At 64.6% G+C, this 12,818-nt stretch carries 15 protein-coding genes; 10 read left to right on the top strand and 5 right to left on the bottom strand.

Annotation, left to right across the window (positions count from 1 at the left end; all coding sequences use genetic code 11):
• Nucleotides 1-135: 135 nt before the first annotated feature.
• Together NKI08_RS30870 and NKI08_RS30875 are read right to left on the bottom strand one after the other, a co-directional pair.
• Complete coding sequence (locus NKI08_RS30870) at nt 136-2,187, bottom strand: elongation factor G (protein WP_352683561.1); 2,052 nt, start codon at nt 2,185-2,187, stop codon at nt 136-138.
• A gap of 163 nt (nt 2,188-2,350) precedes the next feature.
• Complete coding sequence (locus tag NKI08_RS30875; protein WP_352774795.1) at nt 2,351-3,217, bottom strand: alpha/beta fold hydrolase; 867 nt, start codon at nt 3,215-3,217, stop codon at nt 2,351-2,353.
• Between the two features lie 144 nt (nt 3,218-3,361).
• Here NKI08_RS30875 and NKI08_RS30880 point away from each other — a divergent pair, with 144 nt between their 5' ends.
• Together NKI08_RS30880 and NKI08_RS30885 are read left to right on the top strand one after the other, a co-directional pair.
• Nucleotides 3,362-3,961: a methyltransferase family protein gene (locus NKI08_RS30880; protein ID WP_352541071.1), complete on the top strand. Its 600-nt coding sequence runs from the start codon at nt 3,362-3,364 to the stop codon at nt 3,959-3,961.
• Nucleotides 3,962-3,991: 30 nt separating this feature from the next.
• Nucleotides 3,992-4,387: a (R)-mandelonitrile lyase gene (locus NKI08_RS30885; protein WP_023678338.1), complete on the top strand. Its 396-nt coding sequence runs from the start codon at nt 3,992-3,994 to the stop codon at nt 4,385-4,387.
• Nucleotides 4,388-4,393: 6 nt separating this feature from the next.
• Here the strand turns inward: NKI08_RS30885 and NKI08_RS30890 are convergent, their stop codons facing one another.
• Nucleotides 4,394-5,596, bottom strand: coding sequence for a pyridoxal phosphate-dependent aminotransferase (locus tag NKI08_RS30890; protein WP_352774797.1), 1,203 nt, complete (start codon nt 5,594-5,596; stop codon nt 4,394-4,396).
• A 202-nt stretch (nt 5,597-5,798) separates the two neighbouring features.
• On the opposite strand from NKI08_RS30890, the gene NKI08_RS30895 reads away from it, so the two are divergent.
• The 3 genes from NKI08_RS30895 to NKI08_RS30905 all read left to right on the top strand — a co-directional run bounded on the left by NKI08_RS30895 (nt 5,799) and on the right by NKI08_RS30905 (nt 8,269).
• A complete protein-coding gene (locus NKI08_RS30895; RefSeq protein WP_352774799.1) occupies nt 5,799-6,692 on the top strand; it encodes an EAL domain-containing protein in 894 nt (297 codons plus the stop codon).
• Nucleotides 6,689-7,543, top strand: coding sequence for an EAL domain-containing protein (locus NKI08_RS30900; protein WP_352774801.1), 855 nt, complete (start codon nt 6,689-6,691; stop codon nt 7,541-7,543). The genes NKI08_RS30895 and NKI08_RS30900 overlap by 4 nt, the downstream gene beginning before the upstream one ends.
• 117 nt (nt 7,544-7,660) lie before the next feature.
• Nucleotides 7,661-8,269, top strand: a complete 609-nt coding sequence (locus tag NKI08_RS30905) for a glutathione S-transferase family protein (protein WP_352774802.1) — start codon at nt 7,661-7,663, stop codon at nt 8,267-8,269.
• A gap of 332 nt (nt 8,270-8,601) precedes the next feature.
• Here the strand turns inward: NKI08_RS30905 and NKI08_RS30910 are convergent, their stop codons facing one another.
• Complete coding sequence (locus NKI08_RS30910) at nt 8,602-8,814, bottom strand: cold-shock protein (RefSeq protein WP_023678332.1); 213 nt, start codon at nt 8,812-8,814, stop codon at nt 8,602-8,604.
• A gap of 299 nt (nt 8,815-9,113) precedes the next feature.
• On the opposite strand from NKI08_RS30910, the gene NKI08_RS30915 reads away from it, so the two are divergent.
• Nucleotides 9,114-9,440, top strand: a complete 327-nt coding sequence (locus NKI08_RS30915) for a hypothetical protein (protein ID WP_023678330.1) — start codon at nt 9,114-9,116, stop codon at nt 9,438-9,440.
• A 53-nt stretch (nt 9,441-9,493) separates the two neighbouring features.
• On the opposite strand, the gene NKI08_RS30920 is transcribed toward NKI08_RS30915, so the two are convergent.
• Nucleotides 9,494-10,063, bottom strand: coding sequence for a methylated-DNA--[protein]-cysteine S-methyltransferase (locus NKI08_RS30920; protein WP_352774803.1), 570 nt, complete (start codon nt 10,061-10,063; stop codon nt 9,494-9,496).
• Between the two features lie 207 nt (nt 10,064-10,270).
• Here NKI08_RS30920 and NKI08_RS30925 point away from each other — a divergent pair, with 207 nt between their 5' ends.
• The 4 genes from NKI08_RS30925 to NKI08_RS30940 all read left to right on the top strand — a co-directional run bounded on the left by NKI08_RS30925 (nt 10,271) and on the right by NKI08_RS30940 (nt 12,668).
• The gene (locus NKI08_RS30925) at nt 10,271-11,047 is read left to right on the top strand and encodes a transglycosylase SLT domain-containing protein (protein WP_352774805.1); all 777 of its coding nucleotides are present in this window, start codon (nt 10,271-10,273) and stop codon (nt 11,045-11,047) included.
• Complete coding sequence (locus NKI08_RS30930; protein WP_352774807.1) at nt 11,040-11,528, top strand: GNAT family N-acetyltransferase; 489 nt, start codon at nt 11,040-11,042, stop codon at nt 11,526-11,528. Before NKI08_RS30925 ends, NKI08_RS30930 begins: the two co-directional genes overlap by 8 nt.
• Before the next feature lie 291 nt (nt 11,529-11,819).
• The gene (locus NKI08_RS30935) at nt 11,820-12,203 is read left to right on the top strand and encodes a DUF6152 family protein (RefSeq protein ID WP_352774808.1); all 384 of its coding nucleotides are present in this window, start codon (nt 11,820-11,822) and stop codon (nt 12,201-12,203) included.
• Nucleotides 12,204-12,668: a DUF6644 family protein gene (locus NKI08_RS30940; RefSeq protein WP_352475085.1), complete on the top strand. Its 465-nt coding sequence runs from the start codon at nt 12,204-12,206 to the stop codon at nt 12,666-12,668.
• Nucleotides 12,669-12,818 lie beyond the last annotated feature (150 nt).

Genomic DNA, 12,818 nt, shown 5'->3' on the forward strand with positions numbered 1-12,818 from the left:
CCCAACCCTCCCCCCCCAAACCCCCGGCGCCCCCGCCGGGGGCGCCCGGGCGTTCCCCCCCCCCCCCACCCCGCCCCAAAACACCGGGCGCCGGGCCCCCCGGGGCCCCGTTTCCTGTTGGGCCGCAAGGGCAGCTCAGGCGGCCTTGCCGTTGGCGTTCAGCGCTTCGTCGGCCAACCGGCCGGTGAGTTCGGCCATGTGGTCGAAGACGGCCCGGTAGCTGGCGACACCCGCAGTGGCCGAGCGCAGCTCGATGATGAGGTCGCCGATCTCAGCCTGCGGCATGGTCGCCTCGACCACGTCCCATCCCGGCCAGTCGGGCCGCGCGTCGTAGCCGAGGATCTGGCCGCGCCGCTGCGGGATCAGAGCGATGATCTTCGACGTCGCATCCGACGGCGTGACGATCTCGACCTTCATCACCGGCTCCAGCAGCACCGGCGAGCACGCGGCCATGCCTTCCTTCATCGCCAGCTTCGCCGCCATCTGGAAGGCCATGTCGGAGGAATCGACCGCATGGTAGGAGCCGTCGGAAAGGTTGACGGCAACATCGACGACCGGGAAGCCGAGCGGGCCCGATTTCAGGTAATCGCGCACGCCGGTCTCGACCGACTGGATGTAGGTCTTCGGCACGACGCCGCCGGTGATCGTATCGGTGAACTGGAAGCCTGAACCGCGCGGCAGCGGTTTGATCTCCAGCACCACATCGCCGAACTGGCCGTGGCCGCCCGACTGTTTCTTGTGGCGGCCGCGCTGCTGCGTCGCTTTGCGGATCGTCTCGCGATAGGGCACGGCCGGCACATGGCCTTCGACCGGGATCTGGTTCTTGCCTTCCAGCCGCTCGCGCACGACGCGCAGATGCATCTCGCCATGACCGGACAGCACGGTTTCGGCGGAATCCTGGTTGTGATGCAGGTTGAGCGAGGGATCTTCCTCGGCCAGGCGCTGGATGGCCGCCGACATCTTGACCTCGTCCTTGCGCTCTTTCGGCCGCAGCGCGAAGGCGAAGACCGGTTGCGGCGGCGCCAGCGTGACCAGCGGCTTGATGCCGCCCTTGGTCGAGCTCAGCGTCTGGCCGGTCCTGACGGCGTCCAGCTTGCCGAGCGCCACAGTGTCGCCGGCCTTGGCCGAAGTCAGCTTGACCTGGTCCTTGCCGAGCATCTTGTAGATGCCGGAGACCTTTGCCGTCTCGCCGCTGGGAAGGAACAGCTCGGCGGCGTCGGCGACCTGGCCGGACAGGATGCGCGACACCGACAGCTTGCCGCCATGCGCGGTGTGGATGGTCTTCATCACTTGGACCACGGTGGCATTGCCATCGGGCGCGCCGAGACGCTGGCGCGTCGCCGCGATGTCGGGTGCGTCGTGACGGATCGCCTTCAACAGGCGCAGCACGCCGTTGCCCTTCTCGGCGGTGCCGATCAGCACCGGCGTCACCGTGCCGTCGCGCAGATCTGCGGCGAGGTCGTCGAAGATCGCGTCCTTCGGCGGTTCGATCTCGTCAAGCAATTGCTCCATCAGCCGGTCGTCATGGTCGGCGAGTGTCTCCAGCATGGAAAAGCGCGCCTCGAGCTCGCGCGCCTTGTCGTCGCTCGGGATCTGGGCGACCTCGCTCTCGGCATATTCGCGGTAGATGTAGGCACGCTCCAGAGCGAGGTCGATCGAGCCGATGACGACGCCGTCCTTGCGCAGCGGGATCTGGCGCAGCAGCAATGGCACCGAGCTTGCCGGCTGCAGCATCTTCAGCGTGTCGCGCACACCTGCTATCGCCTTGTCGACCTTGTTCAGGAACAGCATGCGCGGCACGCCGAGCTCGTCGAGCTTGCGCATGATCAGCTGCAGGGCAGGGATCTTCTTCTCGTCGGCCTCGGCAACGACCACGGCGACGTCGCAGGCGGCCAGCACCGGCTCGGCTTCGAAGGAGAATTCGATCGAGCCGGGACAATCGACGAAGGTGAACGGCTCGCCCATGAAATCGGTGGTGGCGAAGGTCGCCTCGACGCTCATGCCGTGAGCGCGCGCCTCGGGCGAATGATCGGAAACGGTATTTCCGGACGAAACGGGATTCTGGCGGGGAATGGCGCCTGTACGGGCGAGTATGGCTTCGAGAAGTGTCGTCTTACCGCTTGCGAAGGGACCGACTATGGCAATGCATTTCGGTCCCGTGCGTCGTCCTCCGGCGCGAGTACCCATGGCTGACCTCCACTGAGGCGTTTCCCTGTGAGCGGCGGCCGGCCTGTCGGCCGTCGCGGGCGAGGCTTTTTTCAATTTGCCACCTACCCAAAGGGCATCGTCCCACGGGCAGGCCGGGAGGGCAAGGGATTTGAAGTTGAAGGGATTTGAAGTTGAGGCCGGTTCAGCCGGTGCCGGTCAGGCGCGACGCCAGCGGGGGTGCGTCCATGCGCTGCACCGCCACCGTCTCGGCAAAGCGCGCCAGCAACGGATTGAACAGGTCCGCGCGCTCCCAGAAAGGCGCATGCCCGGCGCCGGAGACGATGTGGCAATGCTCCCACAGCGAGCCGTATGCGAGCGTCTCAAAATAGCCGAGCCGGACGAACGGATCGTTCTCGCCATTGACGATAGCGACCGGAAACGCGGCTTGCTCGACCACGTGTCTCTGGTCGGCGCCCTTGCCGGTGAGCATGCCGCGCGTCACCGCGGCGCGCAGCCGGCCGTCGGTGCGCAGGATGGCTTGGCGAAAGGACGGATCGGCGGTGTCGCCGAAACACAGCGTCTCGAAGCGCTCGGCATCGCGTTCGGAATACGTCTTTTTGGACGCCAGCAGCATGTCCCAATGCGCGTGGAAGCCGCGCAGCATGCCGAAAGGACCCTTCGATACCGGCGGCGCGCCGGTCAGCATCAGCCCGCCGACGGCGCGGTGAAAACTGGCGAGTTCGATTGCCACGTGCCCGCCAAGCGACCAGCCGAAGACGACGGCGCTGCCGATGCCCAAGGCATCGAGGAGCTGGGCCGCCGATTGGGCAAGGCCGGCGATGGTGTAGTCCGTCGCCGGATCGCGGGCGTCCGACGATTCGCCATGGCCGGGCAGGTCGAAAGCAATCAACCGATGGGCAGCGGCCAACGGGCTGTCGAACTGGCGGGCGAATACGGCGCGCGAACTGCCTGAGCCGTGGATCAGGACAAGCGGGATGCCGGGTCCCGACGACTGGCTGAGGCGCAAATCCGCTTGCGGCGTGCGGATCGTGCGGTGGGAAACGGCCATATCTGGTTTGGACCTTGGGATTGTCTCCAGGTCAACATCGCATGCCGAGGTCACCATGTTGTTTAGAACGGTGGTTAAGAAATGATTTCTCGGCTTGCGCCGGGTATGATGAACGAATCCACCACAGCTAACCCCCGGAGCCTGATGATGGAATCCACACTCGACCTTCTCGTCTCGATCAGCAGCATCGCGACGCTCGGCCAATATGCCTGGTCGATGCGCGCGCATTTCCAGTCGCCGAGCATGTCTCCAGGCGCGATGATCATTTCGGCCGTCGTGGTCGGCACGGCGCTGTTCTTTCTTGCGCTGCTGTGGATCGAGCGGCAGCCATTGGCGGCGAAGATCGGCGGGCTCGCCATCGAACTGGCAAGCTCGGCGCTGTTCTGGTGGGCGATCTCGGTCTCCCGCAAGGCGGGGCTGCGGTTCGCATTCGATCCTGACAATCCTGACAGCCTGGTGACCGAAGGCCCTTATCTCCATGTCCGGCATCCGTTCTACACGTCCTACATCATCTTCTGGGTCGGATGGGGTATCGCGACCTGGTCGGTCTGGGCGGTGGTGCCGGTCGCCGGCATCGTTACGATCTACGTGATCGCGGCCTTGGACGAAGAGCGAAAATTTTCGCGGACAAGGTTGGCCGATGCCTACGACGCTTACCGCACGCGGACCGGTCTGTTCTGGCCGCGTTTTGCCCGCAGCCGGCAGGAGATGCAGCCGGCATCGGACGAAAGTGGTAGGGTCTAAGACACTGGATTGAATCGAGGATTTGCGACGATGAAGATCATTGCCTGCGGCAGCGTGCCGACGATTGTTGCGCCGGAAAAATACTTCACTGGCCGGGTTTTGCAGACGCCGATCATCGAGAAAGAGGCGCCGGCGCGGCTCAGAGCCACGCTGGTCAGCTTCGAGCCCGGCGCCCGCACCCACTGGCACACGCATCCGCTTGGCCAGACGCTCTATGTCACATCCGGTGCCGGTCTCGTGCAAAGCTGGGGCGGGCCGCTGCAGGAGATCAGGGCCGGCGACGTCATCTCCTTTGCGGCCGGCGAAAAGCACTGGCACGGCGCCGCGCCCAAATCGGCGATGACCCACATCGCCATGCAGGAGGCGCTTGAGGGTGTGCATGTCGACTGGCTGGAGAAGGTGAACGACGAGCAGTATGGCGGCTGAAACGTCTCAGACCAGCGCGGCGGTAAAGCGCTGGATGCGCGTGCAGGCCTCTTCGAGCAGAGCCTCCGACGTGGCGTAGGAGATGCGGAAGTTCGGGCCGAGGCCAAAGGCCGAGCCGAAAACAACCGCCACGCCCTCGGCCTCGAGCAGTTCCGAGCAGAAGGTTTCGTCGCTGTCGATCACCTTGCCGCTCTTGGTCTTCCTGCCGATCAGCTGGGCACAGGAGGGATAGACGTAGAACGCACCCTCCGGCGACGGACAGGTGATGCCGCGCGCCTGGTTGAGCATCGAGACGACGAGATCGCGCCGGCCCTGGAAGGTCGCCTTGTTCTTCGGGATGAAATCCTGCGGGCCGTTCAGCGCTTCGACCGCCGCCCATTGGGCGATGGTGCAGGCGCCGGAGGTCTGCTGGCCCTGGATCATGTCCATCGCCTTGATCAGCGGCACCGGGCCTGCCGCGTAGCCGATGCGCCAGCCGGTCATGGCATAGGCCTTCGACACGCCGTTCATCGTCAGCGTGCGCTCATAGAGCTTAGGCTCGACCTCGGCGATGGTCTTGAAGACGAAGTCGCCATAAGTCAGGTGCTCGTACATGTCGTCGGTCAGCACCCAGACATGGGGATGCTTCAACAGCACGTCGGCCAGGCCCTTGAGTTCCGCCTCGGTATAGGCGGCGCCCGATGGGTTCGACGGCGAGTTCATCAACAGCCATTTGGTGCGCGGCGTGATCGCCTTTTCCAGCACGGCCGCCGTCAGCTTGAAGCCGTTGTCGATCGAGGTGTCGGCAAAGGCCGAGGTGCCGCCGCAGATCGCAACCATTTCGGGATAGCTCACCCAGTAGGGCCGCGGGATGATCACCTCGTCGCCGGGGTTCAGCGTCGCCATGAAGGCGTTGAACAGGATCTGCTTGCCGCCGGTGCCGACGATGGTCTGCTCCGGCCGGTAGTCGAGATTGTTCTCGCGCTTGAATTTTTTCGCGATCGCATCGCGCAGCGGCACGATGCCGGATACCGGCGGATACTTCGTCTCGCCTCGGCGGATGGCCTCGATCGCGGCGTTCTTGATGTTATCGGGGGTGTCGAAGTCCGGTTCGCCGGCGCCCAGCCCGATCACGTCGCGGCCGGCGTTTTTCAGCTCGCGCGCCTTCTGCGTCACCGCGATGGTCGCGGAAGGCTTTACGCGGGAAAGGACGTCGGCAAGAAAGGCCATGACAGATATCTCCAGAAAGGACCGGCGGGCGAAGGCGCCGCGGCGCCTCTCATGTCGCATCGTCTGGTCAAGCGCAAGCCCAGCGCAGGCATTGTCGGATGAGCCAGCGCGCAATGCTGGCAACAATAAATTCACCAACGATCGGTAAAAGCTTGAACGGCAGGACCGTAGCCGGTCCGCCAGTCTCGCACAGCGAGGAACCGTGACGCGCAGCATCGGGCTTGCCCATATCATCCGCCATGATGACGGCACCGCCAGCGGTGTCTGGGGGGTCTATACGCTGCAAAGCGCGTTCCAGCCGATCTTCGCCTTCAACAAGGGCAAGCTTTCCGTCGTCGCGTTCGAGGGGCTGATCCGGCCGTTCCGCGAAGGCGAGCCGCAGCCGCCAATGAGTTTCTTCAACAGCTGTCCGGCGGTCGACCGCCTGCATATCGAGGCGCTGACACGGACGCTGCACCTTCTGAACGCCGGCGCCTGCCTGCCGCGAGACGCCTCCATCTTCATTAATTTCGATCCATCGGTGTTCACCGACCGCAGCATCGCCGACAAGGCGCTGCGCGAAATGCGGCTGGTGCTGCACGAGGCCGACATCGATCCGCGCCGCGTCGTCTGCGAGGTCACCGAACAGAAATCGGCGTCGCAGGAAACGCTCTACAATTTCGTCGAGGCGCTCAGGGGCAATGGTTTGCGCATTGCCGTCGACGATTACGGCGCCGACGAATCCGACATCAATCGCATCAAGGAACTCAGGCCAGACATCGTCAAGTTCGACGCCGACTGGATCATGACGCTGATGGAATCCGGTGCCGGCTTCGCCTTGCTGACCGCTATGGTGACCAGCTTCGAAGAGCAAGGCATCCGTACGGTATTCGAGGGCATCGAGACGGGCTGGCAGCTCGAGCTTGCCGAAAAGTCGGGCGCCTCGATGGTGCAAGGCTTCGTGCTGGCACGCCCGGAGCTTGCACCGACCAGCTTTCACGTCTTCGACAAGGCCGGGCAGGCATCAGCGGTGTCGCCCGATAAGGACAAAGTGCCTACGGCCGTTTCGACCTCGCGGCGGCCGATGCGGGCTTTCGGGCGCAGGGTGGCATCGTGACCGGGCGGGCCGACATGCGGCGCAAGATCGGCGAAGCGATCTTTGCCGACGAGGTCGGCATCGAATATGGCGTCTACGGCGCATTCCGGCTGAGGAGCGCCTATCAGCCGGTCTTCGCGCCGCGCGGCAGGTTTCTCGCCGCCGTTGCGGTCGAGGGACTGATCGAGCCGCACCGTGCAGGCAGGCCGGTGGCGCCGCAAATCTTCTTCGAAGGCGTGCCGGCAGCGGATCGGCTGTTTGTCGAAACCATGTGCCGGGTGCTGCATTTGCGCAACTTCCGCAACATCGGCGTCGACGGGCTCGACCTCTTCTTCAACTACAATCCGCTGATCAACGATGACCCCGCACGGGCGCTGGCCGAAATCAGGCTAATGACCAGGCATCTGGCGGATTTCGGCCTGCATCCTGGCATGCTGGTCTGCGAGATCACCGAACAGGCGGCCGGCGACAAGGTGCTTGTCAGCCTGGCGCGCGAGATGCGGCGCGACGGCGTCCGCATCGCCATCGACGATTTCGGCACCGGGCATTCGACCGAAGAAAGGGTAGCGCTGGTGCAGCCCGACATCGTCAAGATTGACGGCACCTGGTTCGCAGAATTCTGCCGCCATGCCGCCGCCGAGCGGTTTTTCCGGCCGCTGGTTTCGACGCTGCACGACCGTGGCGCCAAGGTGCTGGTCGAAGGCGTCGAGAACGCCACGCATCTGCGCGTCGCGCTGGATGGCGGCGTCGACCTGCTGCAGGGCTTTTACCTTGCCCGGCCGGCGCTGGCCGGTACGCTGTTCGACGAGGAGCCGCTGTCGATCGACAGGCTGCTTGGCAGGGATAGCAACGTCATCCCCTTGTTCGGATGAATGCATCAGCGGCGCTGATGCTTACGCCAAAACAAATCACTGGATGAAGCCGCCGCTGCCGCGATAGAGGCTGGATCAAGCCCTGAGACGGGTGGTTGCGAGCAAGGGGGAGCACCGATGATACTCTATGGAATGATCGACAGCGGCAATTGCTACAAGCCGCGCCTGTTGATGGCCAAGCTCGGCATCGCTTTCACCAATGTCGAGGTCAGCTCGCACACCGGCGACACGCGCAAGCCCGACTATGTCGCGAAAAACCCGAACGCCATGGTGCCGCTGCTCGAACTCGACGACGGCCGGCGGCTGGCCGAATCCAATGCCATCCTGCTCTATCTCGCCGAAGGCACGCGGTTTCTGCCGGCGGACAGATACGAACGCGCGCTGGCCTATCAGTGGCTGTTCTTCGAGCAATACAGCCACGAGCCTTATATCGCCGTGCGCAGGGCGCTGCTGACCTTCCCTGAAAGAGCCAAGGACGCAACGCCCGAGCGGCTGGCGCTGACGCTGGAGCGCGGCAACAAGGCGCTTGGCGTCATGGACAAGCACCTGGCCGGGAGCACGTACTTTGCCGGCAATGTGCTCAGCGTCGCCGACATCGCGCTCTATGCCTATACGCACACGGCCGAGACGGGCGGGTTTCAGCTCGACGCCTATCCGGCGGTGGCCGCCTGGCTGAAAAGGGTCGAGGCCGACCCGGGGCATGTGCCGCTGGAGTGGGTGGGTTGAGCGCAGCTCGCCGACTTTGCTGAGCAACGTTGACAATTGGCGAAAGCTTCGGCGAAAGCGTCCTTCTCCCCGTCACTATACGGGGAGAAGGAGCTGTATCGCCGGTTTCGCCAATTGTCGGCGTTTAAAATCCAGACAGCAAAAAGGCGGGACAAAATCCCGCCTTCCCATGCTTGGTAGCCTGATCGGGAGCGCTTTTGCCGGGCCGGCAGCAATCTGCTGCTTCGGCTTGTCGGGGTCTTTCGCTCCGGCGCGCTTCTCGCGCGACCGCCAGTACATCCGTGACTTGCCGCGCGCCCCGGGCGAGCGCCCGGCGCGCGCCATTCGCAAAATCAGGCTGCCTTGCTCAGAGATCCAGCGGACGACTTGCCAGTGCGGCGGTCCTGCTCGATCTCGAAGTTGATCTTCTGGCCTTCAACCAGGGTCGACAGTCCAGCACGCTCGACTGCGGAGATGTGGACGAAAACGTCCGCGCCGCCGCTGTCAGGCTGAATGAAGCCGAAACCCTTGGTGGAATTAAACCACTTGACCGTACCTGTTGCCATTTCGATAGTCCTTTACGTTTGCTTTAGTTTGACTGGGCCGAAACCCAGCCGGTTTGTATCGAGATTTTGGAGATAGAACGTCAGCAAACGCGAAGATCGCGAGGCCCGGATCGATCGGCCGAAATATCAATGGACCGCATATAATATGCCTTCGCGCAAAAAACAAGACGGGGCGGAAAATGGCGCGACGGCAACGCTGCCCAACGGCCGCCCCAATCGCGTGAGAGCGTCGTCGTTGCGCGCCTGACCCGGGAGGATCGCGCCGGCTTCGGGCGCGACCGGGTTTTGGGGAGAGGGACATGAAAATCGTTCTGCTTGCCGCTTGCCTGACGCTGGTGGCCGCCGAGGCGCAGGCGGGCTCGCGCTACGACCCGACCCGCATGAGCTGCGGCAAGGTGCAGGCGACGATCGCGCGCGAGGGCGCGGTCATCCTGCGTTACAGATCGGCGCGCGTGCCGGGGCTGGCGCTCTACGACCGCTACGTGCGGAGCCAGCAATTCTGCGACATCGGCGAGGTCAGGGCGCGGGCCTCGGTGCCGAGCGCCGATACGAATTCGTGCACCGTCTATAAATGCAAGCGGGTGGAATTCGATCGGCGCTTCCGCCGGCGGCTGCTTCCGGATTAGGCTGGTCGAGATGGGTGCGCCGGGGTACCGGCATCACCTGAATATCAGCACACCTAAAACCCGAACGACACCTGCGCCGGCGGCGGCGGGCCGACGCGCACGCCTTCCATGGCCAGCATCTTTTCCTTGGTGGCCGAGCCGCCGGGCGCGGAAAATCCGCCGATCTTGCCGCCGGCGGCAAGGATGCGATGGCAAGGGATGACCAGCGGCACCGGGTTGGCGCCGAGTGCGGCACCGGTTTCGCGCGCCAGCCCGGCATGGCCGGCGCGCTTGGCCAGTTCGCCATAGGTGGTGGTTTCGCCGAAGGCGAGTTTTCGCGCCGCGTCATAGATCGCCTGGCGGAACTCGTCGACGCCGCTGAGATCGACCGGCACGCCGGAGAAATCGATATCCTCGCCGGCGGCATAGGCCTTGATCGACGCGATCAGCTCGGCAACCCATTGCGGCTCGGGCTTCGCAGGCTGGTCGGCGGCGGCATGGCGCAGCAGCCGGCGCTCGACCGCGTCGCGATTGCGCTGCGGCAGGCAGAGCCGGGTCAGTCCGGCATCGCTCCAGGCGATGCCCATGAAGCCGAGCACGGTTTCGAAGACCGCGTGGCCGGCGGTGGCATGAGAGGCGTGCATGGCGTGCTCCTTTCCGGAATCCTTCGAAGTACAAATCCAGAACAATATCGCATTTCGCGGCCCGGCTCGCCACCCGAAAACCACCGGCTACCGCGGATTGCCCGAGGAAAGATGCTGGTGTAAGGACTTCTTAACACCCGACGAACCGGACCCGAGCGCCGCTTGCCAGCAAAATTCCTCTTTCCCGTCCTTGCGGCGGTGTTGGCCGTGGCCGCTCTCAGCGGTTGCACCTCGACTTCGCCGGTGACCCCGACGCCGGCCTTCACCGAAAATACGGCCAATACCGATGCCGGCTTTACGCTGGCGCTGCCTGACACGGTTTCGGTGCTGCCGGAGCCGTCCGGCGTCGCCCAGACAGCGGCGCTGCCGATCGAGCCGGCCGCCGCCTTTGCCGGGCCGACGCCGCTGGCGGCAACTACCCCCGCCGTCATGACCGCCAATGCCCTGCCTGTTACCGCGACGCCAGCCGTCGCCATGCCGGTCAGCCAACAGACCGAGGCCATGCCCGGCGTTCAGCCGGTTTCCTACACGCTGCCGCAGGACCCGGCCGTTCTGGCCGCGACCGACCCCACCGAGCGTCAGTCGAACGCCGGCGGCCGCAGCGAGATCGAGCGACTGATCGAGAAATATTCCGCGCTTTACCAGGTGCCGGTCGATCTGGTGCGCCATGTCGTCAACCGCGAGAGCACGTTCAACCCGAAAGCCTACAATCACGGCCATTGGGGGCTGATGCAGATCAAGCACGCGACGGCGCGCGGCATGGGCTATGACGGGCCGGCAAGCGGCCTATTCGATGCCGAGACCAATTTGAAATATGCGGTGAAATATCTGCGCGGCGCCTGGCTGGTCAGCGGAGGCAACCCCAAGCGGGCCGACCGGCTCTACCAGAGCGGCTATTATTACGACGCCAAGCGCAAGGGGATGCTGGGCGAAACCGGCCTCGGCAGCGACAGCCTGCGCCGCCGCATGCAGCCCGATGCCTGAGCCGGGTCCGCCGGCGCCAAACGACATCCGCCTGCGCAAGATCCTCGACGACACGCTTCTGGCGCCGCGCTGGCCCGAAGGTTTTTTCATGCGCGCCTTCGAAGCCGCCGATGCACTCGCTTTGCATACGCTGTTGACCGCGGTGTTCGACGACGGCGCCGACGGGCCGTTCGACGAATGGTGGCCACGCATTTCGGCCGACGCGGAATTCGACCCAGCTTTGTGTTTCCTGGTCATCGACGGCAAGGGCCGGCTGGCGGGCGCGGCGCTCTGCTGGACACGGGCGTTCGTCAAGGATCTTGCCGTCCAGCCGGAGGCGCGCGGCAACGGCATCGCCGAGGCGCTGATGCGGCACGCTTTCGCCGTGTTTCAGGCAAGGGGCGCGGCACATGTCGATCTCAAGACCAATACGGTCGAGAACGCGGCTGCGGTCAGGCTCTATCAGCGGCTGGGGATGGTCGAAGTCGACTGGGCGGGGTGAGCATAAGTTCCCTTCAGCGAGGCTGATCGCCAATTGGCGAAGTCGGCGCCGCCCCTCATCCGGCTGCCGCCACCTTCTCCCCGTATAGGACGGGTAGAAGGGGCTGCCGCAACGCCGGCACGCCCTCTGCCACGCCGGAGATTGGCGAAACCGTCGGCGAAGGCACCTTTCTCCCCGTCACTATACGGGGAGAAATGCCCGGCAGGGCAATGAGGGGCAGCGCACACCTCACGTGATTTGACGCTGCAGCGCGCTGACCTACCCTCTAATGCCGAACCGAGGAGACGAGCGATGCAGTCACCTTTCAACCGAAGCGTCATGCTGGCAGCGGCGGTGATGCTTGCCGCCGCCACCGCAGCCTATGCCCATCACGGCTGGTCGTGGACGCAGGACGGATTTTTCGAACTCAAGGGCAAGATCACGGCCATCTATATCGGCAACCCGCACGCCACGCTGGATGTCGACGCGAAGGGAGAGGCCTGGCGGGTGGAGATGGCGACGCCGTCCCGCACGATCGCCGCCGGCTTCACCGAGGAGGTCGCCAAGATCGGCGACGAGGTGACCGCGATCGGCAACCGCTCGCGCGACGAGAGCGAAAAACGCATGAAGGCAGTCCGCGTCGTCGTCGGCGGCAAGACCTACGATGTCTATCCCGGCCGCGTGCCGCCGGCCTGAATGGACGGGTTTTTCGCCGGCATCGAGCAACTCGCTTTGGTGCGGGGACTGAAGGCCTCCTTCGTCGCCTACCCCATCGTCAATGCGCTCCACATCATGTCGATCGGCGCGCTGCTGACCAGCGTCTGGCTCATGGATCTCAGGATCCTCGGCGCCTTCCGCTCGCTGCCGCAGGCGCCGTTCATCGCGCTGCTGCGCCGCACCGCATTGGCCGCGTTCGCCGGCGCGCTTGTCACGGGCTCGCTGCTGTTTTCAGTCAGGCCGAGCGAGTATGCGGCGATGCCGGTTTTCCTTGCCAAGATGGGACTCATCCTGCTCGCCGGCGTCAACTTCCTGGTCTTCATGCGCCGCGCAAGAGGCGGCGACGAGCCGGCCGGCGGGGCCGCAACCGTGCTGGCTGTATTTTCGGTGGTGCTGTGGACGTCCGTGCTTTTCGCCGGACGGTTTATTGGGTTTCTCAACTAAGCCGGGCGGCGGCACTGTTGGCCGATTTGGCGACTAATCTCGGGAGCTCCGAGTTATGCGTTGCGGACCCGGCCAGGACCCGCGCGCCATCGAAACGTGCGAGGTCCTGTAGAACCTGAGGGATTTTACCTTGGAGGGCAGGGTGGGCTG

Origin of the sequence: Mesorhizobium sp. M0768 (genome assembly GCF_040320195.1) — a bacterium.
Lineage (GTDB): Bacteria > Pseudomonadota > Alphaproteobacteria > Rhizobiales > Rhizobiaceae > Mesorhizobium.

Coding starts and splice junctions, on each gene's coding strand:
- NKI08_RS30870 (WP_352683561.1), bottom strand. CDS start 2,187: ATGGGTACTCGCGCCGGAGGACGACGCACGGGACCGAAATGCATTGCC.
- NKI08_RS30875 (WP_352774795.1), bottom strand. CDS start 3,217: ATGGCCGTTTCCCACCGCACGATCCGCACGCCGCAAGCGGATTTGCGC.
- NKI08_RS30880 (WP_352541071.1), top strand. CDS start 3,362: ATGATGGAATCCACACTCGACCTTCTCGTCTCGATCAGCAGCATCGCG.
- NKI08_RS30885 (WP_023678338.1), top strand. CDS start 3,992: ATGAAGATCATTGCCTGCGGCAGCGTGCCGACGATTGTTGCGCCGGAA.
- NKI08_RS30890 (WP_352774797.1), bottom strand. CDS start 5,596: ATGGCCTTTCTTGCCGACGTCCTTTCCCGCGTAAAGCCTTCCGCGACC.
- NKI08_RS30905 (WP_352774802.1), top strand. CDS start 7,661: ATGATACTCTATGGAATGATCGACAGCGGCAATTGCTACAAGCCGCGC.
- NKI08_RS30910 (WP_023678332.1), bottom strand. CDS start 8,814: ATGGCAACAGGTACGGTCAAGTGGTTTAATTCCACCAAGGGTTTCGGC.
- NKI08_RS30915 (WP_023678330.1), top strand. CDS start 9,114: ATGAAAATCGTTCTGCTTGCCGCTTGCCTGACGCTGGTGGCCGCCGAG.
- NKI08_RS30920 (WP_352774803.1), bottom strand. CDS start 10,063: ATGCACGCCTCTCATGCCACCGCCGGCCACGCGGTCTTCGAAACCGTG.
- NKI08_RS30930 (WP_352774807.1), top strand. CDS start 11,040: ATGCCTGAGCCGGGTCCGCCGGCGCCAAACGACATCCGCCTGCGCAAG.
- NKI08_RS30935 (WP_352774808.1), top strand. CDS start 11,820: ATGCAGTCACCTTTCAACCGAAGCGTCATGCTGGCAGCGGCGGTGATG.
- NKI08_RS30940 (WP_352475085.1), top strand. CDS start 12,204: ATGGACGGGTTTTTCGCCGGCATCGAGCAACTCGCTTTGGTGCGGGGA.